Below are 19016 nucleotides of genomic sequence, written 5' to 3'. Positions count from 1 at the left end.
TCTCAGCCGCCGGGGGCGGGGCCGCCCCCCCCCCCCCCCGGGCGGCCCCGCCCCCCCCCGGCGGGGGGCCGCCCGCCGCGCTGGGCCCCGGCCGGCGCACGGGGCCGGCGGCCGAGCCGTCACCGGCTCACATGCGCCAGACCTGGCCGGTGTCGTTTCCGCAGGTGTTCAGCACCAACCTGACGTAGTCGGCCGGAGGGCCGGCCGTGTCCAGGCACAAGCCGCTCGGTGGATTGGTGAACCGGTGGGTGACGGCGTCGTACTCCCATTGCTGGCCTGAGTAGTTGCCGCATGCTCTGAGCACCACGTCGAGCCCGACGACCTGAGGTCCCGCGGTGTCCAGGCACAGCCCGCTCGGCGGGTTGACGAGGTAGTGCCCCGACTCGTTGTAGTCCCAGATCTGACCGCTGTAGTACCCGCAGTCGCTGATGCGCGTGGTCACGTCGGCCCGCTGCGGGCCCTCGGTGTCGACACACAGCCCGCTGAAGGTGTTGGTGATCCGACCCGGAGCGGACGCCGACGGTACGACGGGGCTCTTCACCGGGAGTGCCGGCAACGGCGCAGGACTGTACGGAGCGGACGCCGACGGCACGCCTCGGCCGCTCGCGGGCGAGGTCGGCAGCGGCGAGGTAGGCAGCGGCGAGGGGCTCTGTTGCCGTGGGGAGGGCGCGCCGGCCTGCGCCCGATCGTCGTGGTGAACCATCGCCGTCCTGACACCGATCACCGCGCCGGAGGCGAGCGCCAGGGCGCACACCGCGATGACGGCACGCAGGGCGGTGCTGCGCGGCGGGCGCGGCACCGGTGACGCGCCCGGCGGGACGGGAGCGGGGACGTGCCCCCACGGCGTGGTTCGGGCGGCCGACGGGTCGGGAGCGGTCGCCGTGGCGGAAGGCGTGCCCAGCTGGTCCGACAGCTCGCTCTCGCGCTCGATGATCATCGTGCTGACGGCGGGCGGGACCCACGTGCCGGCCGTCGCGGAGGGCCTCGCCAGCCGGTTCAGGACGTCGGCCAGGCCGGGCCGTCGTTCCGGATCCTTGGCCAGACACGCGGAGACCAACTCGACGAGCGGCGCGGGCAGCCCGGCCAGGTCGGGGTCGGCGTGCACGATCCGGTACACGATCGACTCGACCGACCCCGCACCGAAGGGGCCGCGGCCGGTCGCGGCGAACATCAGCACCGCTCCCAGCGCGAACACGTCACCGGGCGGCCCGACGCTCAGCCCCTTCGCCTGCTCGGGGGACATGAATCCGGGAGTTCCGACGATCGTGGTCGAGACGTGCGTCGCGTCCAGGACGCGGGAGATCCCGAAGTCGATCACACGAGGGCCGTCGCCGGCCAGGATGATGTTGCCGGGCTTGAGGTCACGGTGCACCAGGCCCGCGCCGTGGATCGCGGTCAGCGCCTCCGCCAGTCCGGCCCCCAGGGCGGTGACGGCCTGAACCGGCAACGGCCCGTACACGTCGACCGCCTGCTGCAACGACGGGCCGGGAACGTAGGCGGTGACCAGCCATGGCGGGTCGGCGCCGGGATCCGCGTCGACCACCTGGGCGGTGTAGAAGCCACCGACACTCCGCGCGGCGGCGACCTCGTGGGCGAACCGGCGGCGGAACTGCGCGTCGCCGGCGATCTCGGGGTGGACCACCTTCACCGCGACCACCCGGCCGCCGCGCGACCGGCCCACGAACACCTGGCCCATCCCGCCGCGGCCGAGTCGCCCCAGCAGGTGGTACGGGCCCACCTGTCGCGGATCGCCGGCCTTGAGGGGTTCCATGCGTCTGGGTCCTGCCGAATCACGAGAAGCCGATGCCTGCCGGGTGATTCTTCCAGCAACGGGCCCGCGGCGAAGCCGGGTCGACGAAGCTGATGCCACCTCACATTCCTTACCGGGTACGCGATTGCGCAACCCGACGGCAGGCCGGACACGGTGCCGCACGGTTCGCGCGCCGCCGCTCCCCCGAGCCCACGCCGCCCCACGACGCCGACAGGAACCTCCCCCTCCAGCGGCGACGGGTCGCGACGCCGGGCACCCGACCTCCCGGCCGTCGCAGACCCGCGGCGTCCGTACGGGTGAATCCGCCCGTCCGGGGCCCCGGCCACTGTCTATGATCCATTTCCGTGACGGAGAGTCAGAGCACCAGAGCACTGCGCGACCGGGCCGACGTGGTCATCCTCGGCGCCGGACCCGCCGGGCTGGTGCTCGGGAACCTGCTGCACGCGAGCGGGGTCGACTGCGTCGTGCTGGAGCGGTCCACCCGCGCGCAGGTCCAGGCCCGGTCGCGGGCCGGCTTCCTCGCGGCGAACACCGTGCGCGTCCTGGAACGGCACGGCCTGGCCGAAGGCCTCCACCGGCGCGGCCGGGAGCACGCGACCTGCGAGTTCCGCTCCGAGGACGGCCGGTTCCGCCTCGACTACGGCACCCTGGGCCGGGGGGAACGGCACACCGTCTACCCGCAGCACGAACTGGTGACGGACCTGCTGACGCAGTACCTGGACGCCGGCGGCCGGGTGCGTTTCGGCACCGAGGCGCTCACCGTCCGGGACGCCGACGGCGACCGCCCCTCCGTCGCCGTACGGGAGGCCGACGGCCGCACCGGCAGCTGGCAGGGCAGGTACGTCGCCGGCTGCGACGGCCGGCACGGCGCCGCACGGCGCTCGCTCCCGCCCGGCGCCGTCCGCCGCCACCACCTCGACCACGGCGTCTCGTGGCTCGGTCTGCTCGCCGAGGCGCCCCCGAGCCTGGACGCGGTGGGCTACGCGGTGCACCGCCGGGGCTTCGCGGGGCACATGGCACGCACGCCCGAAGTCACGCGCTACTACCTGCAGTGCGAGCGCGGCACACCGCCCGACGCGTGGTCCGAGGACCGGATCTGGGACGAACTGTCGCTGCGGATGCGCGCCGAGGAGTACGGCCCGCTGCGCCGCGGCCGGATCGTCCACCGTGCCGTGGTCGACCTCGAATCCGACGTGCTCGAACCCCTGCGCCACGGCACCCTCCTCCTCGCGGGCGACGCCGCGAGCCTGCTCAGCCCGTCCGCGGCCAAGGGCGCGAACCTCGCGGTGCTGGAGGCCGAGATCCTCGCCCGCGCCCTGGTCGACGACCTCGTCCACGGCAGCGCCGAGGGGCTCGCACGCTACTCGGCGCAGTGCCTCGCCCACATCTGGCGCGCGCAGGAGTTCTCGCAGTGGATGCTCCGGCTGCTGCACGGCGCCCCCGGCCCGGACGGCGAGTCGATGTTCCAGGACTCCCTGCGCCGCTCCCGCCTCGCGTCCCTGGGCACCTCGCGCAGCTGCCAGGACTGGTTCGCCGAGCACTACGTCGGCGTCTGAACAACCCCTTCGCCCCACCCGGTACCCCCGCGAACTCCCCCAGCCAACTCCCCCGGCCGACTCCCCCGCCGAGTTCCTCCCGAGCACCGAATTGAGGATGCTTCACCATGACCACGTCGTTCACGACCGACACCGACCGTTTAGGCGAGACGGTCGACTTCGTCCGGGAGCAGGACGCCGCCACCCTGCTCCCGCTCCTCCTGCCGGGCCTGGACGCCCTGGAGCTGCAGGCGCTGGTGGACCGCTGCCGGTTCTCGCACGCCGCGGTGCTGGTCTTCCCGCCGGCTCCGGAGGCACTGCGCACCGCCTTCGCCGACTGCGGGCTGCCCGCCGACGTGGCCCCGCGGCCCAGCGTGGTCGTCCGGGAGCGGCTCGCCGCGCGGCACCGGCGCGACGCGGCGGAGCTCGACGTCCGCATCCTCCGCCCGCCCGTGGCCGGCCCGGACGGGACGAGCCGCACGGTCGAGGTGTTCACCCTGACCGTGCCGCCCGGCTCCGACCTCGCCGCGATCGCCGAGCGGGAGCGCGCGTGGGAGCACGAGGCGCACCTCGCCTTCGAGATCGATCGCCCGGATCCGCTGGTCCTGCGCGGCATGTGCGCGATCCTCGCGCGGCACGGCGCGACGGCCGACGGCGGCGGGTACAACCCGCACGAGGACGGCACGGTGTTCTACTTCGCCGCGCCCCCCGAGACGAAGGCCGGCTACCGGCGGGTGGAACTCTACGTACCCGGCGACCACCGGGACGTGCTCGCCGACCACCTGGCGGAGCACCGCGCACGGCACTCTGCGGAAACGCTCCTGCGCCTGATGACCGGAGCGTGGACGACCCAGGCCCTGGCCGTCTTCGCCGAGCTGCGGGTGCCCGACGCGATGCACACCGGGACGGGCACCGGCGTCGAGACCCTCGCGCGGGCGGTCGGCGCCGACCCGGGGAGCCTGGCGTCGCTGCTGCGCTACCTCGCCATGTCCGGCCTGGTGGCGACCGACCGGGACGGCTTCCGCCTCACCGAGCTCGGCGCGCTGCTCAGCGCGGACGCCCCGGACTCCATGCGGCCGCTGGCCCTCCTGTACGGCGGCCCGTTCTACCGGTCCTTCGGCGCGCTCGGTCACACGGTTCGGACCGGGGAGGTCGCCTTCGACCACCTCTTCGGCGAGAACCACTTCGACCACTTCGCCCGCCACCCCGAACTCTCCGACCTCTTCGACCGGTCCATGGCCGCCGGCTCACGCATGTTCGACCCGATCGTCGAACACCCCGTCGTCACGGCCGCGAGCGAGGCGCCCGGCCCCCGGACGGTGGTCGACGTCGCGGGCGGGAACGGAGCCCTGCTCGGCCGCATCCTCGCCGCCCACCCGCGCCTCGACGGCGTCCTGCTGGAGCGCCCGCACGTCCTCGAAGCCGCGCGCCGCTCCCTGGACGCCGCCGGCCTCGGCGGGCGCTGCGCCTACCGGGAGGGCGACTTCGCGGACGTGCCGCCGGACGGCGACGTCTACGTCCTCTCCCGGATCCTGCACGACTGGGACGACGAGCGCTGCCGCGAGATCCTGCGCCACTGCGCCCGTGCCATGCCCGCCGACGCCGACCTGCTCATCGTCGAACGGGTGCTGCCCCCCGACGACTCGGCCTCACTGGCCACGGCCTGGGACCTCCACATGCGGTGCAACGTGGGAGGCCGTGAACGCCGCGCCGACCACTACGCCCGGCTCCTCGCCGACGCCGGACTCGCCCTCGTCGGCCACGCGCCGCTGCCCCTGGACGGCAGCGTGCTGCACGCCCGCCCGGCCGCCGCGCCCCCGCCCGTCGGCGGGTAGCGGCGGTCCGCCCTCCCCCGTCCTCGCGCCCCCACCAGGAGCGGCTCGCGCCCCCGGCCCGGGGGCACGGGGTGGGCGGACCCTAGCCTGGCCGGATGGAGAACACGGAGACGATCGACGGGGTCGAGGTCCTGCCCTTCCCCGACGAACAGGCGTTCGCGCACTGGCTGAGCACCCATCACACCAGGCACGAGGGCGTGTGGCTGAAGCTGGCGAAGAAGGGCGCCGGCATCCCGTCGCTGACGAGCGACCAGGCCGTCGACGTGGGCCTGTGCTACGGCTGGATCTCCGGTCAGCGGCGCGGACTCGACGAGCGGTACTACCTGCAGAAGTACGTCCCGCGGCGCCCGGGCAGCCTCTGGTCGCAGGTCAACATCGAGAAGGTGGCGGTGCTCACCGCCGAGGGCCGGATGCGCGAACCGGGCCTCGCCGAGGTCCGCCGCGCACAGGCCGACGGGCGGTGGGCGCGCGCCTACCCGTCCCAGCGCACCGCCACCGTCCCCGACGACCTCGCCGCGGCGCTGGCCGCCGACCCCGCCGCCGACCGCGCCTTCCGAGCCCTCGACCGGACCGCCCGCTACCTCACCGTCCTCCCCCTGCTCCAGGCCCCCACGCCGGGTGTCCGGCGGACCAGGCTGGAGCGCACGGTGCGCCGCCTCGGCGCGGAGGGACACACCGGGGAGGACCCGGCGGGCGGCGCGACGCCCTAGGTCGTGTCTGACAATTCGCGTCGGATCAGCGCGCGGCGTTGGGCGCCCGGCTGGGCGTGCGCCCGGATCGTCCTCGTACTGGGCCGTACTCGGGCGATTCGGGCGTGCATTCAGATGGGATGCCCGGCGTCGCGCGCCCGGCGGGAATTGTCAGACACGGCCTAGGTCCGCCGGGCCGCGCCGCCGTGCCGCCCCCGCTCAGCCGGAGTAGACCCGCCCCTGGGCGTGCTCCGCCCAGTCCACGATCTGGATCGCCGCCCCGGCGGCCTCCTCACCCAGGCAACGGGTGTGGTGGCGGCGCGCGATGCCGTCCAGGTCGAGATGGCGGCCGAAGGCCGGATGCCCGGCCAGTCGGCGGGCGTACTCCCACACCCGGGAGTGCTCGGCGATGCGCTGCACGGCGGCGGCGTCCAGGTGCCAGCGGTGCACGGTGTCCAACTGCACCAGGGTCACCCAGAGCTCCACGTCCGCGAGGGTCATCTCCTCCCCCAGCAGGTACGTCCGGTCGTCCAGCCGGTGCTCGATCGCCGCCAGCCCGTCCAGCAGGCTCCGCAGCGCCGTCGCGCGCGCGGCCGGGGTGGCGTCGGACTGGCCCGCCTGTTGGGCCGGGGCGTTGATGCTCTGCTCGCACAGCTGCCTGACCGCCCCGATCGCCCCCTCGGCGCCGTGCGGGTAGAGGTCCGGACCGGGGAACCGCCTGACCAGGTCGGTGAGGATCTCGGCCGGGTCGTTGCTGACGATCCGTCCGCTCCAGTCGTCGCTGAGCACCGGCGCCCCGGCCCGCCCGGGGTACTGGTGCGCCGTCGCCTCGTACAGCGGTCGCAGCGCGAGGTACCCGTCGTCACCGGCGTCGGGCAGCGCCGGGAGCAGCGTGACCGGCAGGGTGTCGTCGAGGCCGAGCAGGCTGTGGGTGACGGCGATCTGCAGACAGTGCGGACAGGAGAGTGTGAGGTGGAGCCGGTAGCGGTGCGGCACGGGGTAGTAGCCGCTGCGGGCGTCGTGGCCGATCCGCCCGCGGAGGGCGGGCACGGCGAACGGGGACGTGGCGGACATGGGTCTCCCAGGAGTCGGAGGCGCGCGGACACGCCGACGCGCGGAGGCGCGGACAACGGACGGGTGAGGGGGGAGATGGGCGCAGCCCGGGGCAGGCGACCGACCGCTGTGGACCAGACGGGAGGTCGGCCGGGGAAGCAGCCGGGGAATCAGGCGGGGAGGGTTGCCGGACCGTGGAGGGTGAACGGCCCTGCCATGCTGCTGCAGACCCGCTGCAGGTCGATGTGGCGACGGCACGTCAGCATCGGGAGCGACCGGACGGCGTGAGCCACGCCTTCGATCACCGGCTCCGCGTGCCCCACGGCTCTCCCGCCTACGGTCGACGATTCCTGCTTCGGAGTGTCATCCCGCAGCCGCGTCACGTCAAGGGCCACGACAGGGGTGGGCGGACCGTCCCGCATGGTGGGACGCGCATCGCGCTCCGGTGAGACGGTGCGTCAGCTCGCGGGCGCCGGAAGCCGCGGGCCGCAGGGCTTCCGGGGGCGGCATGCCGGCGGCTCGCCCCCGCGCTCGGGAGTCGGGCCGCCCGGCCTGCCAGGGGCGGACCCGCGGCCGGGACCGGACACGACGTCAGGAGCGCCCCGACGCTGCCGGGGCGCTCCTGACCGTGGTGGTGCGGCGTCTCAGAGCGCCGGCTGCCACCCGAGCGCCGGCCCGAGACCGGTGGCGATGTCGGTGAGGATCTGCACGTAGTCCTCGTGGTCGAGGGTGAACGGCAGCGCGAAGACCACCTCGTCGACCTCCCTGAACCCGGCGTCGGCGTAGAGCTGTTCGGCGATCTCGGCGGACGTCCCGATCAGGTCGCGCGCGTACATCGTCCGTGCCGGCCCCTGCGGGGTGGCGGTGCGCGGGGTGCGGCTGCGCACGTACTCCTGGTACTTGGCACGCTGCTGCGCCGACGCACCGTCGGTGGGGATGACGACCAGCCCCTGGGAGACCCGGGCACGCGCACCCTCGGGGTGGCGGGCGCGGAAGGCGGCGATCTGCGAACGCTGGATCTCGGCGAAGTCCTCCGACTCCTCCGCCCGCAGCACGTTGCTGGTCAGCAGGCCGAGCCCCTGCTCACCCGCCCACCGGGCCGAGCGCAGGCTCCCGCCGCCGTACCAGATGCGGTCCGCCAGGCCGGCCGCGATCGGCTGGACCCGGTCGGAGAACACCTCGATGCCCTCGACCCCGCTGAAGTCGGTGGCCGGCTTGCCGCGGACGAAGTCCAGCAGCCGCCGCACCCGCTCGTAGCCGAAGTCCTCGGCCTCGGCGGTGTCGGGGTAGAGCGCGGAGGCGACCCGGTCGTACTGCCCGGGGCGGCCGACGCTGATGCCGGGATTGAGCCGGCCGCCGGACAGGATGTCGACGGTCGCCAGGTCCTCGGCCAACCGCAGCGGGTTCTCCCATCCCAGCGGGATGACGGCGGTGCCCAGTTGGATGCGGCTGGTGCGCTGCGTGGCCGCCGCCAGCACCGCGACGGGCGAGGATATCCCGTGCTGCAGGTGTCGGTGGCGCACCCAGGCGCTGTCGAATCCCAGCTGCTCGCCGAGTTCGATGATCCGGAGCGTCGACTCGTGTCCGTGGGCGGGGTCGGCCGGGTCGAACAGCCCGATGGTCAGGAATCCCAGCTTCCGCAGGGGCTGCGAGTGCGACGGCACCGATTCCTCCGTACTCCGCGACAGGCCCGGCACCGACCGGCTGCGGTTCGACTTGCACGGTCCGGATTCCGATCACCGGACGTCCGCCCCACCCTCACACACCGCTCAGCGGCGCTCAAGTGCTTCCCCGGAAACGCAATCCGGGGCAACACGCACGTGACATCCGCGCGCGGGACGCGACGGTGCCCCCGACCCGGCCCGCGCCCGGGCCGGCCGGGGGCCGCGGTCCGTCAACCGCGCAGCACGGCGGCCTCGGTCTCGGGGGCCAGCCCGAGGACCGGGCGGTCGGGGCGCTGCGGCGAGACTCCGCCCAGCTCCTTCAGCCACGCCCAGGTGTCCGCGACGGTCTCGGCGACCGGCCGGCAGCGCAGCCCGTCCGTGAACGCCCTGGACGTCTCCGCGCCGTAGAGGAACTCGTGCAGCTCGCCCGGCGGTGCCCAGATCGGCAGCTCCGTCCACGGTGCGATCCCGGCGGCGGCGATCCGCTCGGGGTCGGTCCAGCGCAGCTCCGCGTCGGATCCGGTCGCGGCCACGCACGACTCCAGCAGTTCGCCCATGGTGGCGTGGCCCGGCCTGCTCACCACGTTGTACGGGCCGGACAGTCCGCGCACGGCGGCGTCCAGGGCCCAGCCGGCGAGGTCGCGCGTGTCGACGTACTGGAGCGGCAGGTCGCGCGGGCCGGGGGCGAGCACGGGGCCGCCACGGGCGATCCGGTCCAGCCACCAGGTCAGCCGGCCGACGTCCTCGCCCGGGCCGAGGATGAGGCCGGCGCGCAGCAGCAGCGAACGGTCCGCGCCGAACGCGCCGGTGACGGCGAGCTCCCCGCCGCGCTTGGCCTGCGGATAGGGGACGTCGCCGTCGTCGGGCGAGCCGTCCAGCAGGACGCCGTTCTCGGCGGCGCCGTGGTCGACCGGGTCGGCGTACACGGAGCCGCTGGAGACGTACACGTACCGGTCGGCGCGCTTCGCGAGCGCGTCCGCCGCGTCCCGGACGGCGGAGGGCCGCGCGGACCAGGTGTCCACGACCAGGTCCCATTCACCGGCGCCGAGCGCGGCCAGTCCGTCGGGGGCGGTCCGGTCGCCCCGCAGGACGGTGGCACCGGCCGGCGGCCGGCGGCTGCCGCGGTGGAGCAGGGTCACGTCCCAGTCGCGGGACAGGGCCTCGTTGACGATGGCGCGGCCGACGAATCCGGATCCACCGAGCATGAGAAGTCGCATACCGATCACTCTCGCCACCGATGCGCCGATCGGTCCACCCCCATCCGCCATCAGCGGAATCGCCGTCAGCTGAAACCTCATCAGCCGTTCCCCGGCGGGGCGTTCTCCAGCCCGGGATCCCGGTCGCCCGCGGTGGGAGGCCGGCCTTGGTCCAGCTCCTCGGATTCCGCCGGGCCCCTGCACGGAGCCCGCCGGGGTCACCCCGGGCCTGCCCGAGTCACCGCGACCGCGCCGGAGTCACCCCGACCGTACGGTCCGGGTGAAGGCGCTGCGGTAGGCCCTCGGCGGGACGCCGCGGCGGCGGACGAACTGTTCGCGCAGGACCGCCGCACTGCCGTAGCCGACCCGGCGGGCCACCTCCTCGACCGGCAGATCGGTGCTCTCCAGCAGTTCCTCGGCGCGGCCGAGGCGCTGGTTCAGCAGCCAGGCGTACGGGGTGCTGCCGGTGGCCGCGGTGAAGCGTCGGGCGAAGGAACGCCGGCTCATCAGCGCGCGCTCGGCCAACTCGGCCACCGGCAGCGGCCGGTCGAGGTGTGCGCGTGCCCAGGCCAGGACGTCGGCGAGCCGTTCGTCCTGGCAGTCCTCGGCGACCGGCGCCACCAGGTACTGGGCCTGGCCGCCGTCCCGGTGCGGTGGCAGCACCAGATCGCGGGCGACCGCGTTCGCGACCGACGCGCCGAACTCGCGGCGCAGCAGGTGGAGGCAGAGGTCGAAGCCGGCCGCCGCACCGGCGCCCGTGACGATGTCGCCCTCGTCGATGTAGAGGGCGTCCGCCTGGACGGTGACGTCCGGATGGCGGGCGGCGAGCAGTTCGGCGAACCGCCAGTGGGTCGTCGCCCGGCGGCCGGCCAGCAGTCCGGTCCGGGCCAGGGCGAAGACGCCGACGCAGTGCGCGCCCAGCACGGCACCGCGCGCGTGAGCGGTGGCCAGGGCGTCCAGCACCGGCCCGGGCACGGGGTCGCGGAAGCCCGCCCACGGCAGCACGAGCACCAGGTCGGCCTCGGCCAGCCGTTCCGGCCCGTGCGCGACGGCGACGGGCACACCGACGTCGGTGGGGACCGGCCCCGGGCGGTCGCCGCACAGCGTGAACTCGAAACGCGGCAGGTCACCGCCTCGTTCGGCGAACACCTCGGCGACCACACCGACAGCGAGCATGCCCACCCCGGGCGGGGCGTAGGCGGCGACGGTGGCGAACTTCGGCATCCCCGGAGTTTGGCACAGAACCTGCGATCAGTGGCATGTCTGCCACTCGTCGGCCCTCCGGGACCCGGGCAGGATCGTCCTTGTGAGCAGCGCAACGACCACGAGCGAGGACAGCATGAACGGGACGAGCATGAACGAGACCGGCACGAACGGGGCCGGCGCGGACGGGGCCGGCAGCAACGCGACCGGTGTGGCCGGTGCCGCGAGGACGACCGACGCGCCGGCCGGTCGCAGCGCCAGGTACCACGTCCTGACCACCGGCTACACGCTCTCGACCGGCCCCGGCGTGGCCGCCACCGTCTCCTACGTCACCGACGGCGACCGGCGGGTGATCGTCGACCCGGGCATGGTGGCCGGACGCGACCGGATCCTCGGCCCGCTGGCCGAACTCGGGCTCTCCGCCGACGACATCACCGACGTGGTGCTCAGTCACCATCATCCGGACAACACCATGAACGTCGGCCTGTTCCAGCGGGCCCGGGTGCACGACCACAAGGCCGAGTACCTGGACGACCAGTGGCTCGACCGGGATGCCGAGGGTCTCCAACTCACCCCGTCGCTGAGGCTCATCCGCACCCCCGGACACAGCGCCGAGGACATCACCCTGCTCGCCGGGACGGCCGAGGGCGTGGTCGCGTTCGTCGGCGACCTGTGGTGGCGGCCGAACGGCCCGGTGCTCGACCCGGTCGCGCCCGATCTCGCCCGACTGCGCGCCTCCCGGCTGCGGGTGCTGGCCGGCGCGGACGTCATCGTTCCCGGCCACGGCGCGCCGTTCGCCGCCGAGACGGCCCCGCACTGACGGGGATCAGCACCCCCGCAGGGTGAGGCACCGGTCGGTGGCGCTGCGCATACTCGGTCCCATGAACAAGCACGGGCGACTCGCCGACTTCCTCCAGGCCCGCCGGGGCCTGCTGCGTCCCGAGGACGTCGGGTTGCGGACGTACGGCGAGCGGCGCCGGGTGCCCGGGCTGCGGCGGGAGGAGCTGGCGATGCTCGCGGGCATCAGCGCGCCCTACTACGCCCGGCTTGAGCAGGGCACCTCGCGCAACGCCTCGCGCGAGGTGCTCGATGCCATCGCGACCGCCCTGCGCCTGGACGAGTCCGAGCGGGTGCATCTGCACGAGCTCGCCCGTACGCCGACGCGGGGCAGGGCCGCACCCCGTCCCCGCCCCGAGCGCGTCACCCCGGCCACCGGCGCGCTGCTGGCGGCGCTCGAAGGCACACCCGCCGTCGTCCTGGGCCGCCGCAGTGACGTGCTGGCCTGGAACTCGCGGGGTCACGCGTTGTTCGCCGGCCACGTCGAGCGGGGCAGGCCCGACGAACCGGGCCGCCGGCCGAACATGGCGCGGCAGGTGTTCCTCGACGCCCACACCCGGGGCCTCTACGCCGACTGGCCCGCCAAGGCCAGGGCCGTGGTCGGCAACCTGCGCCTCACCGCCGGCCGGTTTCCGGAGGATCCGCTGCTGGCCGGGCTCGTCGGTGAACTGAGCATGCGCAGCCCGGAGTTCGCGGCCATGTGGGCCGACCACCGGATCGTGGCCTGCGACGTCGCCGACTACGAGATGCACCACCCGACGGTCGGGACCCTGACCGTCACCCAGCAGACGCTCCAGAGTCCGCAGGGAACCGGACCGGCCGTGGTGATCGCCACGGCCGCCCCCGGGTCCCCCTCCGCAGCGGCCCTCAGCCTCCTGGCCCAGGCCAGTGGGGGGAGCGAGACGGTCCGGCCCCGCAGGGGCGCAGGATCCCGTCCCACCTGACCCGAGCGCGCCCCTCTCCGGGCCCCTTCCGCGGCCGTTGACGCCCGTACGTGCGTCGACGGCGCCCCGTCCGCCTCCGATGGTCCGCCTCCGCCCGCCCCGGCACTCCCCCGGCTGCGGCATGCCCGCACGCCCGCATACCCGCCCGCCCGCATACCTCCACGCCCGCACGCCCGAGAACAGAGAAGGAACCCATGCTCAAGCGAATCAGCCTGCTCGCAACAGCCGCGGTGACGGCCGCAACGGCCATCGCCGCGGCCCACCCGGCCGACGCCGCACCGGTGACGACCAAGCCCCTGGGCCACGTTCGGATCGCCAATCACTTCGACCTGGCCGCAGGCCAGATGCCGGAGAACATCGCCCTGCTGCCCGACGGCACCGCCGACGTGACCTTCGCCGGCAGCCGCCAGGTCGCCCGGGTCACCCCCGGGGGCGGCACCCGCGTCCTCGCCACACTGCCCGCGCCCGCCGACGGCGGAGCCACGACCCCCGTCCTCGGATTCCCCCTGACCACCGGCATCGTCCGGGCCGCGAACGGAAGCACGTACGTGCTGTACGCGACCGGCACCGCCGACCTGACGGGCCTGTGGCGGCTGGCCCCCGGCCAGGCACCGGAGCGGATCGCCGCACTGCCCCCGGACGGCCTGCCGAACGGTCTGGCACTGGACCCGCACAGCGAGCAGCTCTACATCACCGACTCGGTGCTCGGCACCGTGTGGACCGTCCCCCTCTCCGGGGGCCGTCCCACCGCCTGGTCGACCGCGTCGGAGCTCGCATCGACCGGCTTCCTCGGAGCCAACGGCGCGAAGGTCCACGACGGCGCGCTCTGGGTGACCAACCTCGACCGGGGCACGCTCGTACGCATCCCGATCCGTCACGGAAACAGGGCGGGAGCACCGCAGGTGCGGGCGACCGGACTGGCCGGTGTCGACGACTTCACCTTCACCGGCCGTGGCAACGAGGTGCTCGCCACCCTCAACGCCCCCAACCAGGTCGTGCTCGTCCGCCCCGACGGCACCAGCACCACCGTGCTGAACACCGACGACGGACTCCAGAACCCGACCTCCGTCGCACTGCGCGGCGACGAGGTGTACGTCCTCAACGCCGCCTACACCACGGGCAAGGACCCGAACCTCCTCCTCGCCCACCTGCCCGGCCACCACCGCTGACGGCAGCTCGACATCCGGTGGAACGGACGATCCACCGGCTCGTGCGGGGTACGGCAGCGGAGGGGGTCTCCGTCCGAGGTCAGGCGGAACAGGAGCCGGAGAGCGGGACGACGGCCCGGACGGCTACGGGGCGAGCCGGGCGAAGTCCGTGAACACGGCGCCGGCCGCGCGGACCGCCTCCCACAGGCCGCCGTCGGTGAGCATCCGCCGGTCCGCGTCGCGGACCAAGCCCACACCCCCGTCGGGAAAGCCGGTACCGCGCAGCGCGCGCAGCGCGGGGTCGTCGAAGCCGGGGTGGGTGATCAGCACGCGCGGTCCGCCCGGCGGGCAGGCCTGCACCGCTGCGGGCAGCGCGGCGGCGGTGTCCCCCGTGGCCGGCAGGGGCAGCGGCGCCGCCCGCCGGTCCGCGTCCAGCAGGCCCTCGGCGGCGGCGACCGCGCGGACGGCCGGGCCCACTCCGTCGACCCAGCCGGCCCCCATGTGCTCGTCCAGGTAGTGGACCGTCAGACCCCAGCCCCGGAGCCGGTCGAGCTGCGCGGTGATCTCCGCGGCCACCTCGTCCGGATCCGCTCCCCCGCGCTCCTGCAGTTCCGCCGTGGTCCGCAGGAACAGCCCGTCGGCATCGACCAGGGAGGGCACCCGGGCGGGCGGCAGGACCGGCCCCCAACGGACCTGCTCCCACTCGCTGGTGAGCGTCACGTGCAGGCCGCAGACCACCCCGGGCACGGACCCGAGGAGTCCGGCGGCGTGCGCGGCCGCGGGGGCGGCCGCCATCACCGAGACACTGCGGGCGACCGGGCCCCGCAGGGCCTCCACGATCGCGTGGTTGACGCCTTCGCTCAGCCCGGCGTCGTCCACCCGGACCACCAGTTCGACGCCCCTGCCGTCCGCCGCCACCCGTTCCTCCGCCGCCTTGTCGCACACCTACCGTGGGCTGCCAGTATCCGCAGGTCACCCCCCGGACGGACATGGACGACCGTGCCCCGTCCCGGCGTTCTGCCCGCGGGGGGCGTGTCCGGGGGCGCGGACGACCCCCGTCGACGGCGCGCCCACCGCGCGCCCGGGCCCGTCCGATCGCGGGCCGAGGGCGCATGGACGAACGTGCGCGATGCCCGGCGAACCGTTCCGCCGACGCCGGGACCGGCCTGGCGTGAGCCGCCACCTCACCGACAAGCCCTCCGCGCAGGCGATCGAAACGCCGAGCTCCGTGTTCCGCCGGCTGTAGGCTCCGGAACAGGTCCGGTCCAGCCGACAGCTCCCCGCGAGGATGCCCAACTACCTCTCCCGCACCGCGCGGTGGGCTGCGATCAGGTCCCGGTACCAGGCGTACGACGCCTTCGGTGTCCGCCGCTGCGTCTCGAAGTCGACATGGACCAGGCCGAAGCGCTGGTGGTAGCCCTCGGCCCGTCGAACACCCTGTCATTGTAGACGGAGCCTCCAGAACGATCCGAAGTTGTCGCCAATATGCCTCTCAGACAGCTGAGTTGACTGATCCGGAACGCCTCCTACCCATCGGACCGACCCCGGTGCGCCGCAATCAGATCGCGGTACCACCCATAAGACGCCTTCGGCGTGCGCCGCTGAGTTTCGAAGTCAACATGGACCAGGCCGAAGCGCTGACTGAACCCCTGCGCCCACTCGAAGTTGTCGAGCAACGACCACGTGAAGTAGCCGCGGACGTCGACGCCTTCGGCGACGGCGGCGGCGAGTGCGTCGAGGTGGCCGGCGAGGTAGGCGATCCGGTCCGGGTCGGCGACGGTGCCGTCGGCGGCGGGTTCGTCGGCGACCGAGCAGCCGTTCTCAGTGATGGTGACGGGCGGGAGGGCGGCGCCGTAGCGGTCGCGGAGGCCGGTAAGGAGCTCGCGCAGGCCGTCGGGGACGACGGGCCAGTCGAAGGCGGTGCGGGGGACGCCCTCGATCGGGGCTTCGGTGAAGGGGAGGGCGGGGTCGGTGGGGGCGGCGATGCGGGTGGGGTTGTAGTAGTTGACGCCGAGGCCGTCGAGCGGCGTGGCGGCGATGAGCTCGAGGTCGCCGTCGCGGACGCTGCCGCCGAGGTCGGGGCCGACGCCGAAGGCCGACAGGTCGGGGTAGTGCCCGAGCAGGATCGGGTCGGTGAACAGCCGGTTGTGCAGGGCGTCGTAGGCCGCCGCGGCAGCCCGGTCGGCTTCCGAGGAGCTCGCCGGGCGGACCGGGGTGAGGTTGTTGGCGATCATCACGTCGAGCCCGCGCTCGCGCAGCACGGATGCCGCCAGGCCGTGGCCCAGCAGCTGGTGGTGGGCGGCGGGCAGGGCGTCGAGCATCAGGGCGCGGCCGGGGGCGTGGATGCCCAGGGCGTAGCCGTAGACCATGTGCACGAAGGGCTCGTTGAGCGTGATCCAGGCGGGGACGCGGTCGCCCAGCCGGTCCGCGACCACGGCCGTGTACTCGGCGAAGCGGTACGCGGTGTCGCGCGCGAGCCAGCCGCCACCGTCCTCCAGGGCCTGTGGGAGGTCCCAGTGGAAGAGGGTGGGCAGCGGGGTGATCCCGGCGGTGAGCAGGGCGTCCACCAGGCGGTCGTAGAAGTCGAGGCCGGCGGGGTTGGCGGGGCCGGCGCCGGTGGGCTGGATGCGGGGCCAGGCGATCGAGAACCGGTAGCCGTCCAGCCCGAGGCCCTGCATCAGGGCGACGTCCTCGGCGTAGCGGTGGTAGTGGTCGCAGGCCACGGCGCCCGTGTGGCCGTCGCGGACGGCGCCGGGGCGTGCGGCGAACGTGTCCCAGATCGAGGGGCCGCGGCCGTCCTCCTCGACCGCCCCCTCGATCTGGTAGGAGGCGGTGGAGACACCCCAGCGGAAGCCCGCGGGGAGGTCGAGTCGGTTCGGCATGGCCTGACTCCCAGCTGACGACGGCGATGGATGAGAGCATAAAACACGAGGAGTGCTCATGTTAGTGCGTCGACGCCGAAACACCAGCTCTGTCGGCATCGCCTACGATCGCGAGCCCTTCGGGGCTGGCGGAGCGGCCGTTCGATGGCAATGATGGGGCGGATCGCGTGTCCGTTCGGGTGATGGCTCGTTGGACACGGCAGACACAGGCCCGGAGCATGCCGCGGGCCGGCTGGGGAGGCCGAACCATGAGCGATCGCAGCGCCATCGAGTGGACCGAGGCGACATGGAACCCAACAACGGGATGCGATCAGGTCTCCCCCGGATGCGACAATTGCTATGCCCTCACACTTGCCAAGCGACTTAAGTCCATGGGCGCGGCCAAGTATCAGCGAGACGGGGACCTTCGAACGTCGGGTCCCGGATTCGGCCTGACGATTCATCCCGACGCCCTGAACGTGCCTCGACAGTGGAAGAGCCCGCGCAAGGTCTTCGTAAACTCGATGAGCGATCTCTTCCACGCCAAAGTGCCTCTCTCCTTCGTCCGTGACGTGTTCGACGTCATCACCGACACGCCGCAGCACACCTACCAGGTACTGACCAAGCGATCCCTGCGCCTGCGCCGGGTCGCCCAGAAGCTGGAGTGGCCGGCGAACCTATGGATGGGCGTCTCCGTCGAGAGCGTCGAACAGCTGCATCGCATCGACGACCTGCGGAAAGTACCCGCGTCCGTGAGGTTTCTGTCCCTGGAGCCGCTGCTCGGCTCGCTGCCTGGCTTGAATCTGGACGGCATCGGTTGGGTCATCGTGGGCGGCGAGTCGGGCCCTGGGCACCGGCCGATCGAGTCAGAGTGGGTCATCGAAGTCCGCGAAGCCTGCCAGGCCGCCGAGGTACCGTTCTTCTTCAAGCAGTGGGGCGGCCGAAACCCCAAGGCCGGTGGCCGAGATCTTCAAGGGCGAACCTGGGATCAACTTCCGCTCGGCAGCAGCCTCGCCCTCTCCTGAATGCGCCGTCCACGCACCCTGGTGGACCAGTGAAGGTTGTGTGATCCTCTCCCCAGGCATATTCGCGACACCGCGTGGGGGACACATGGTGGTACCGAAAGAACCTACCTGGCATAGAGATCCACATACCGCCGCCAAGCATGATGTGCTCCGGCAGTACCTGCAGGCATGGGCACCCATCCTGCTGTCCCGCAACGACATCGTTACCTACGCCGAAGGCTTCGCCGGACCCGGCATCTACAAGGGCGGCGAGGCGGGATCCCCGGTGATCGCCCACCAGGTCTTGGCGGGCTCCCTTCGCCAACGCGCGGGCAAGCGCGTCAAGATGGTGCTCGTCGAAGAGGACGGCCGACGAAAGACCGAGTTGGAACAGCAGCTCGCGCACGCCCGGGAGAATCAACCCGGCCCCGAACTCGCTCGACTGGAAACACACGTCACCCAAGGGGGCTGCCACCCCGACCTACTGCGCAACCTCGCGCAGACAGGCAGCCTCGGCCACCCGATGTTCGTTCTCCTGGACGGCTTCGGCAGCCCCGAGGTGCCCTTCGCCCTGCTGCAACAGGTGGCTCGGCACCGCAGCAGCGAGGTCATGATCACCTTCCAGCCTCAGTTCCTCGTCCGATTCGCCCAGAAGGACGGAACGCACCGCGCCGCCGGCGATGCCTTCTTCGGCAACTCCGACTGGCACTCCGTGTTCGCTCTGCCATCCAACGAGAAGGCTCCCTATCTACGAGATCAGTACCGCAGAACTCTCAGAGCCGCCGGCTTCGACCACAGCCTCTCCTTCGAGATGATCGACGAGAAGCGCCATCTGCTGTACCTCATCTTCGGCACGAGCCATGAGAAGGGCGTGGAGAAGATGAAGGAAGCCATGTGGAAGGTCGACACCACCACGGGGGTGCGTTACTGCGACCCCAAGGACCCGGACCAGCAGGTCCTGGAGCTCACACTCGAACCCGATACGGGCCCACTGCGCCGCATCCTCATCGAATACCTTCGCAGTTCGCCGGACGGGTTCACCGTGGCCGCACTCCAACGCTTCGCGCTCTTGGAGACCGTCTACCGGCCTGCTCAGGTCATTCCTGCACTCACCAGATTGCGGGAGGAGAAGCGGATCACCACAACCGCCCCTGGCCGCATCGTTCGAAGCACTCAGGTCACGGCCACCCACCAGGATGCACTGTTCTGACTGCAAGTCCACGATGAGCACACTTGCCGACAGGCTCATGGTTCGCATGAATGGCAGGACCTTGAC

The 19016-nt window shown here is 73.0% G+C and carries 15 protein-coding genes and 1 pseudogene; 8 read left to right on the top strand and 8 right to left on the bottom strand.

The genetic code is table 11. The annotated features are described in order from the left end of the window. Positions 1-127 precede the first annotated feature (127 nt). The gene (locus ACFTWP_RS15440) at positions 128-1771 is read right to left on the bottom strand and encodes a ricin-type beta-trefoil lectin domain protein (RefSeq protein ID WP_380265021.1); all 1644 of its coding nucleotides are present in this window, start codon (positions 1769-1771) and stop codon (positions 128-130) included. 389 nt (positions 1772-2160) lie between these two features. On the opposite strand from ACFTWP_RS15440, the gene ACFTWP_RS15435 reads away from it, so the two are divergent. From ACFTWP_RS15435 to ACFTWP_RS15425, 3 genes are all read left to right on the top strand, one after another. Next, positions 2161-3327, top strand: coding sequence for a 4-hydroxybenzoate 3-monooxygenase (locus tag ACFTWP_RS15435; RefSeq protein ID WP_380265144.1), 1167 nt, complete (start codon positions 2161-2163; stop codon positions 3325-3327). Positions 3328-3434: 107 nt separating this feature from the next. Continuing rightward, positions 3435-5141, top strand: coding sequence for a methyltransferase (locus tag ACFTWP_RS15430; protein WP_380265020.1), 1707 nt, complete (start codon positions 3435-3437; stop codon positions 5139-5141). Positions 5142-5236: 95 nt separating this feature from the next. Further along, positions 5237-5851, top strand: a complete 615-nt coding sequence (locus tag ACFTWP_RS15425) for a YdeI family protein (RefSeq protein WP_380265019.1) — start codon at positions 5237-5239, stop codon at positions 5849-5851. A gap of 198 nt (positions 5852-6049) precedes the next feature. Here ACFTWP_RS15425 and ACFTWP_RS15420 read toward each other — a convergent pair whose 3' ends face one another. The 4 genes from ACFTWP_RS15420 to ACFTWP_RS15405 all read right to left on the bottom strand — a co-directional run bounded on the left by ACFTWP_RS15420 (position 6050) and on the right by ACFTWP_RS15405 (position 10967). Continuing rightward, positions 6050-6904: a glutathione S-transferase C-terminal domain-containing protein gene (locus ACFTWP_RS15420; RefSeq protein ID WP_380265018.1), complete on the bottom strand. Its 855-nt coding sequence runs from the start codon at positions 6902-6904 to the stop codon at positions 6050-6052. Between the two features lie 623 nt (positions 6905-7527). Continuing rightward, positions 7528-8547, bottom strand: coding sequence for an LLM class flavin-dependent oxidoreductase (locus ACFTWP_RS15415; RefSeq protein ID WP_380265017.1), 1020 nt, complete (start codon positions 8545-8547; stop codon positions 7528-7530). A 230-nt stretch (positions 8548-8777) separates the two neighbouring features. After that, the gene (locus tag ACFTWP_RS15410; RefSeq protein ID WP_380265016.1) at positions 8778-9764 is read right to left on the bottom strand and encodes an NAD-dependent epimerase/dehydratase family protein; all 987 of its coding nucleotides are present in this window, start codon (positions 9762-9764) and stop codon (positions 8778-8780) included. A 237-nt stretch (positions 9765-10001) separates the two neighbouring features. Further along, entirely contained in the window at positions 10002-10967 is a 966-nt protein-coding gene (locus tag ACFTWP_RS15405) for a GlxA family transcriptional regulator (protein WP_380265015.1), read from the bottom strand. An 82-nt stretch (positions 10968-11049) separates the two neighbouring features. Between ACFTWP_RS15405 and ACFTWP_RS15400 the strand changes: the two genes are divergently transcribed. From ACFTWP_RS15400 to ACFTWP_RS15390, 3 genes are all read left to right on the top strand, one after another. After that, entirely contained in the window at positions 11050-11766 is a 717-nt protein-coding gene (locus tag ACFTWP_RS15400) for an MBL fold metallo-hydrolase (RefSeq protein ID WP_380265014.1), read from the top strand. 61 nt (positions 11767-11827) lie between these two features. Next, entirely contained in the window at positions 11828-12727 is a 900-nt protein-coding gene (locus tag ACFTWP_RS15395) for a helix-turn-helix domain-containing protein (protein ID WP_380265013.1), read from the top strand. A gap of 194 nt (positions 12728-12921) precedes the next feature. Further along, positions 12922-13896, top strand: a complete 975-nt coding sequence (locus ACFTWP_RS15390; protein WP_380265012.1) for a hypothetical protein — start codon at positions 12922-12924, stop codon at positions 13894-13896. A 123-nt stretch (positions 13897-14019) separates the two neighbouring features. Here the strand turns inward: ACFTWP_RS15390 and ACFTWP_RS15385 are convergent, their stop codons facing one another. The 3 genes and pseudogenes from ACFTWP_RS15385 to ACFTWP_RS15375 form a co-directional block, all read right to left on the bottom strand. Further along, positions 14020-14820: a carbohydrate deacetylase gene (locus ACFTWP_RS15385; protein WP_380265011.1), complete on the bottom strand. Its 801-nt coding sequence runs from the start codon at positions 14818-14820 to the stop codon at positions 14020-14022. 351 nt (positions 14821-15171) lie between these two features. Further along, positions 15172-15300, bottom strand: a pseudogene (locus ACFTWP_RS15380) (family 1 glycosylhydrolase); the annotation flags it as partial. Between the two features lie 101 nt (positions 15301-15401). Further along, complete coding sequence (locus ACFTWP_RS15375; RefSeq protein ID WP_380265010.1) at positions 15402-16757, bottom strand: GH1 family beta-glucosidase; 1356 nt, start codon at positions 16755-16757, stop codon at positions 15402-15404. A 248-nt stretch (positions 16758-17005) separates the two neighbouring features. On the opposite strand from ACFTWP_RS15375, the gene ACFTWP_RS15370 reads away from it, so the two are divergent. Both ACFTWP_RS15370 and ACFTWP_RS15365 read left to right on the top strand, forming a co-directional pair. Further along, positions 17006-17761, top strand: coding sequence for a DUF5131 family protein (locus ACFTWP_RS15370; protein WP_380265009.1), 756 nt, complete (start codon positions 17006-17008; stop codon positions 17759-17761). Next, positions 17694-18950 (top strand): three-Cys-motif partner protein TcmP, encoded by a 1257-nt coding sequence (locus tag ACFTWP_RS15365; RefSeq protein ID WP_380265008.1) that lies wholly within the window; start codon positions 17694-17696, stop codon positions 18948-18950. Before ACFTWP_RS15370 ends, ACFTWP_RS15365 begins: the two co-directional genes overlap by 68 nt. Positions 18951-19016: the final 66 nt, after the last annotated feature.

Origin of the sequence: Kitasatospora sp. NPDC057015 (assembly GCF_042673745.1) — a bacterium.
GTDB lineage: Bacteria > Actinomycetota > Actinomycetes > Streptomycetales > Streptomycetaceae > Kitasatospora.
The sequence above is the reverse complement of the archived record's forward strand: the minus strand, read 5'-3'. Positions and strand labels throughout refer to the sequence as shown.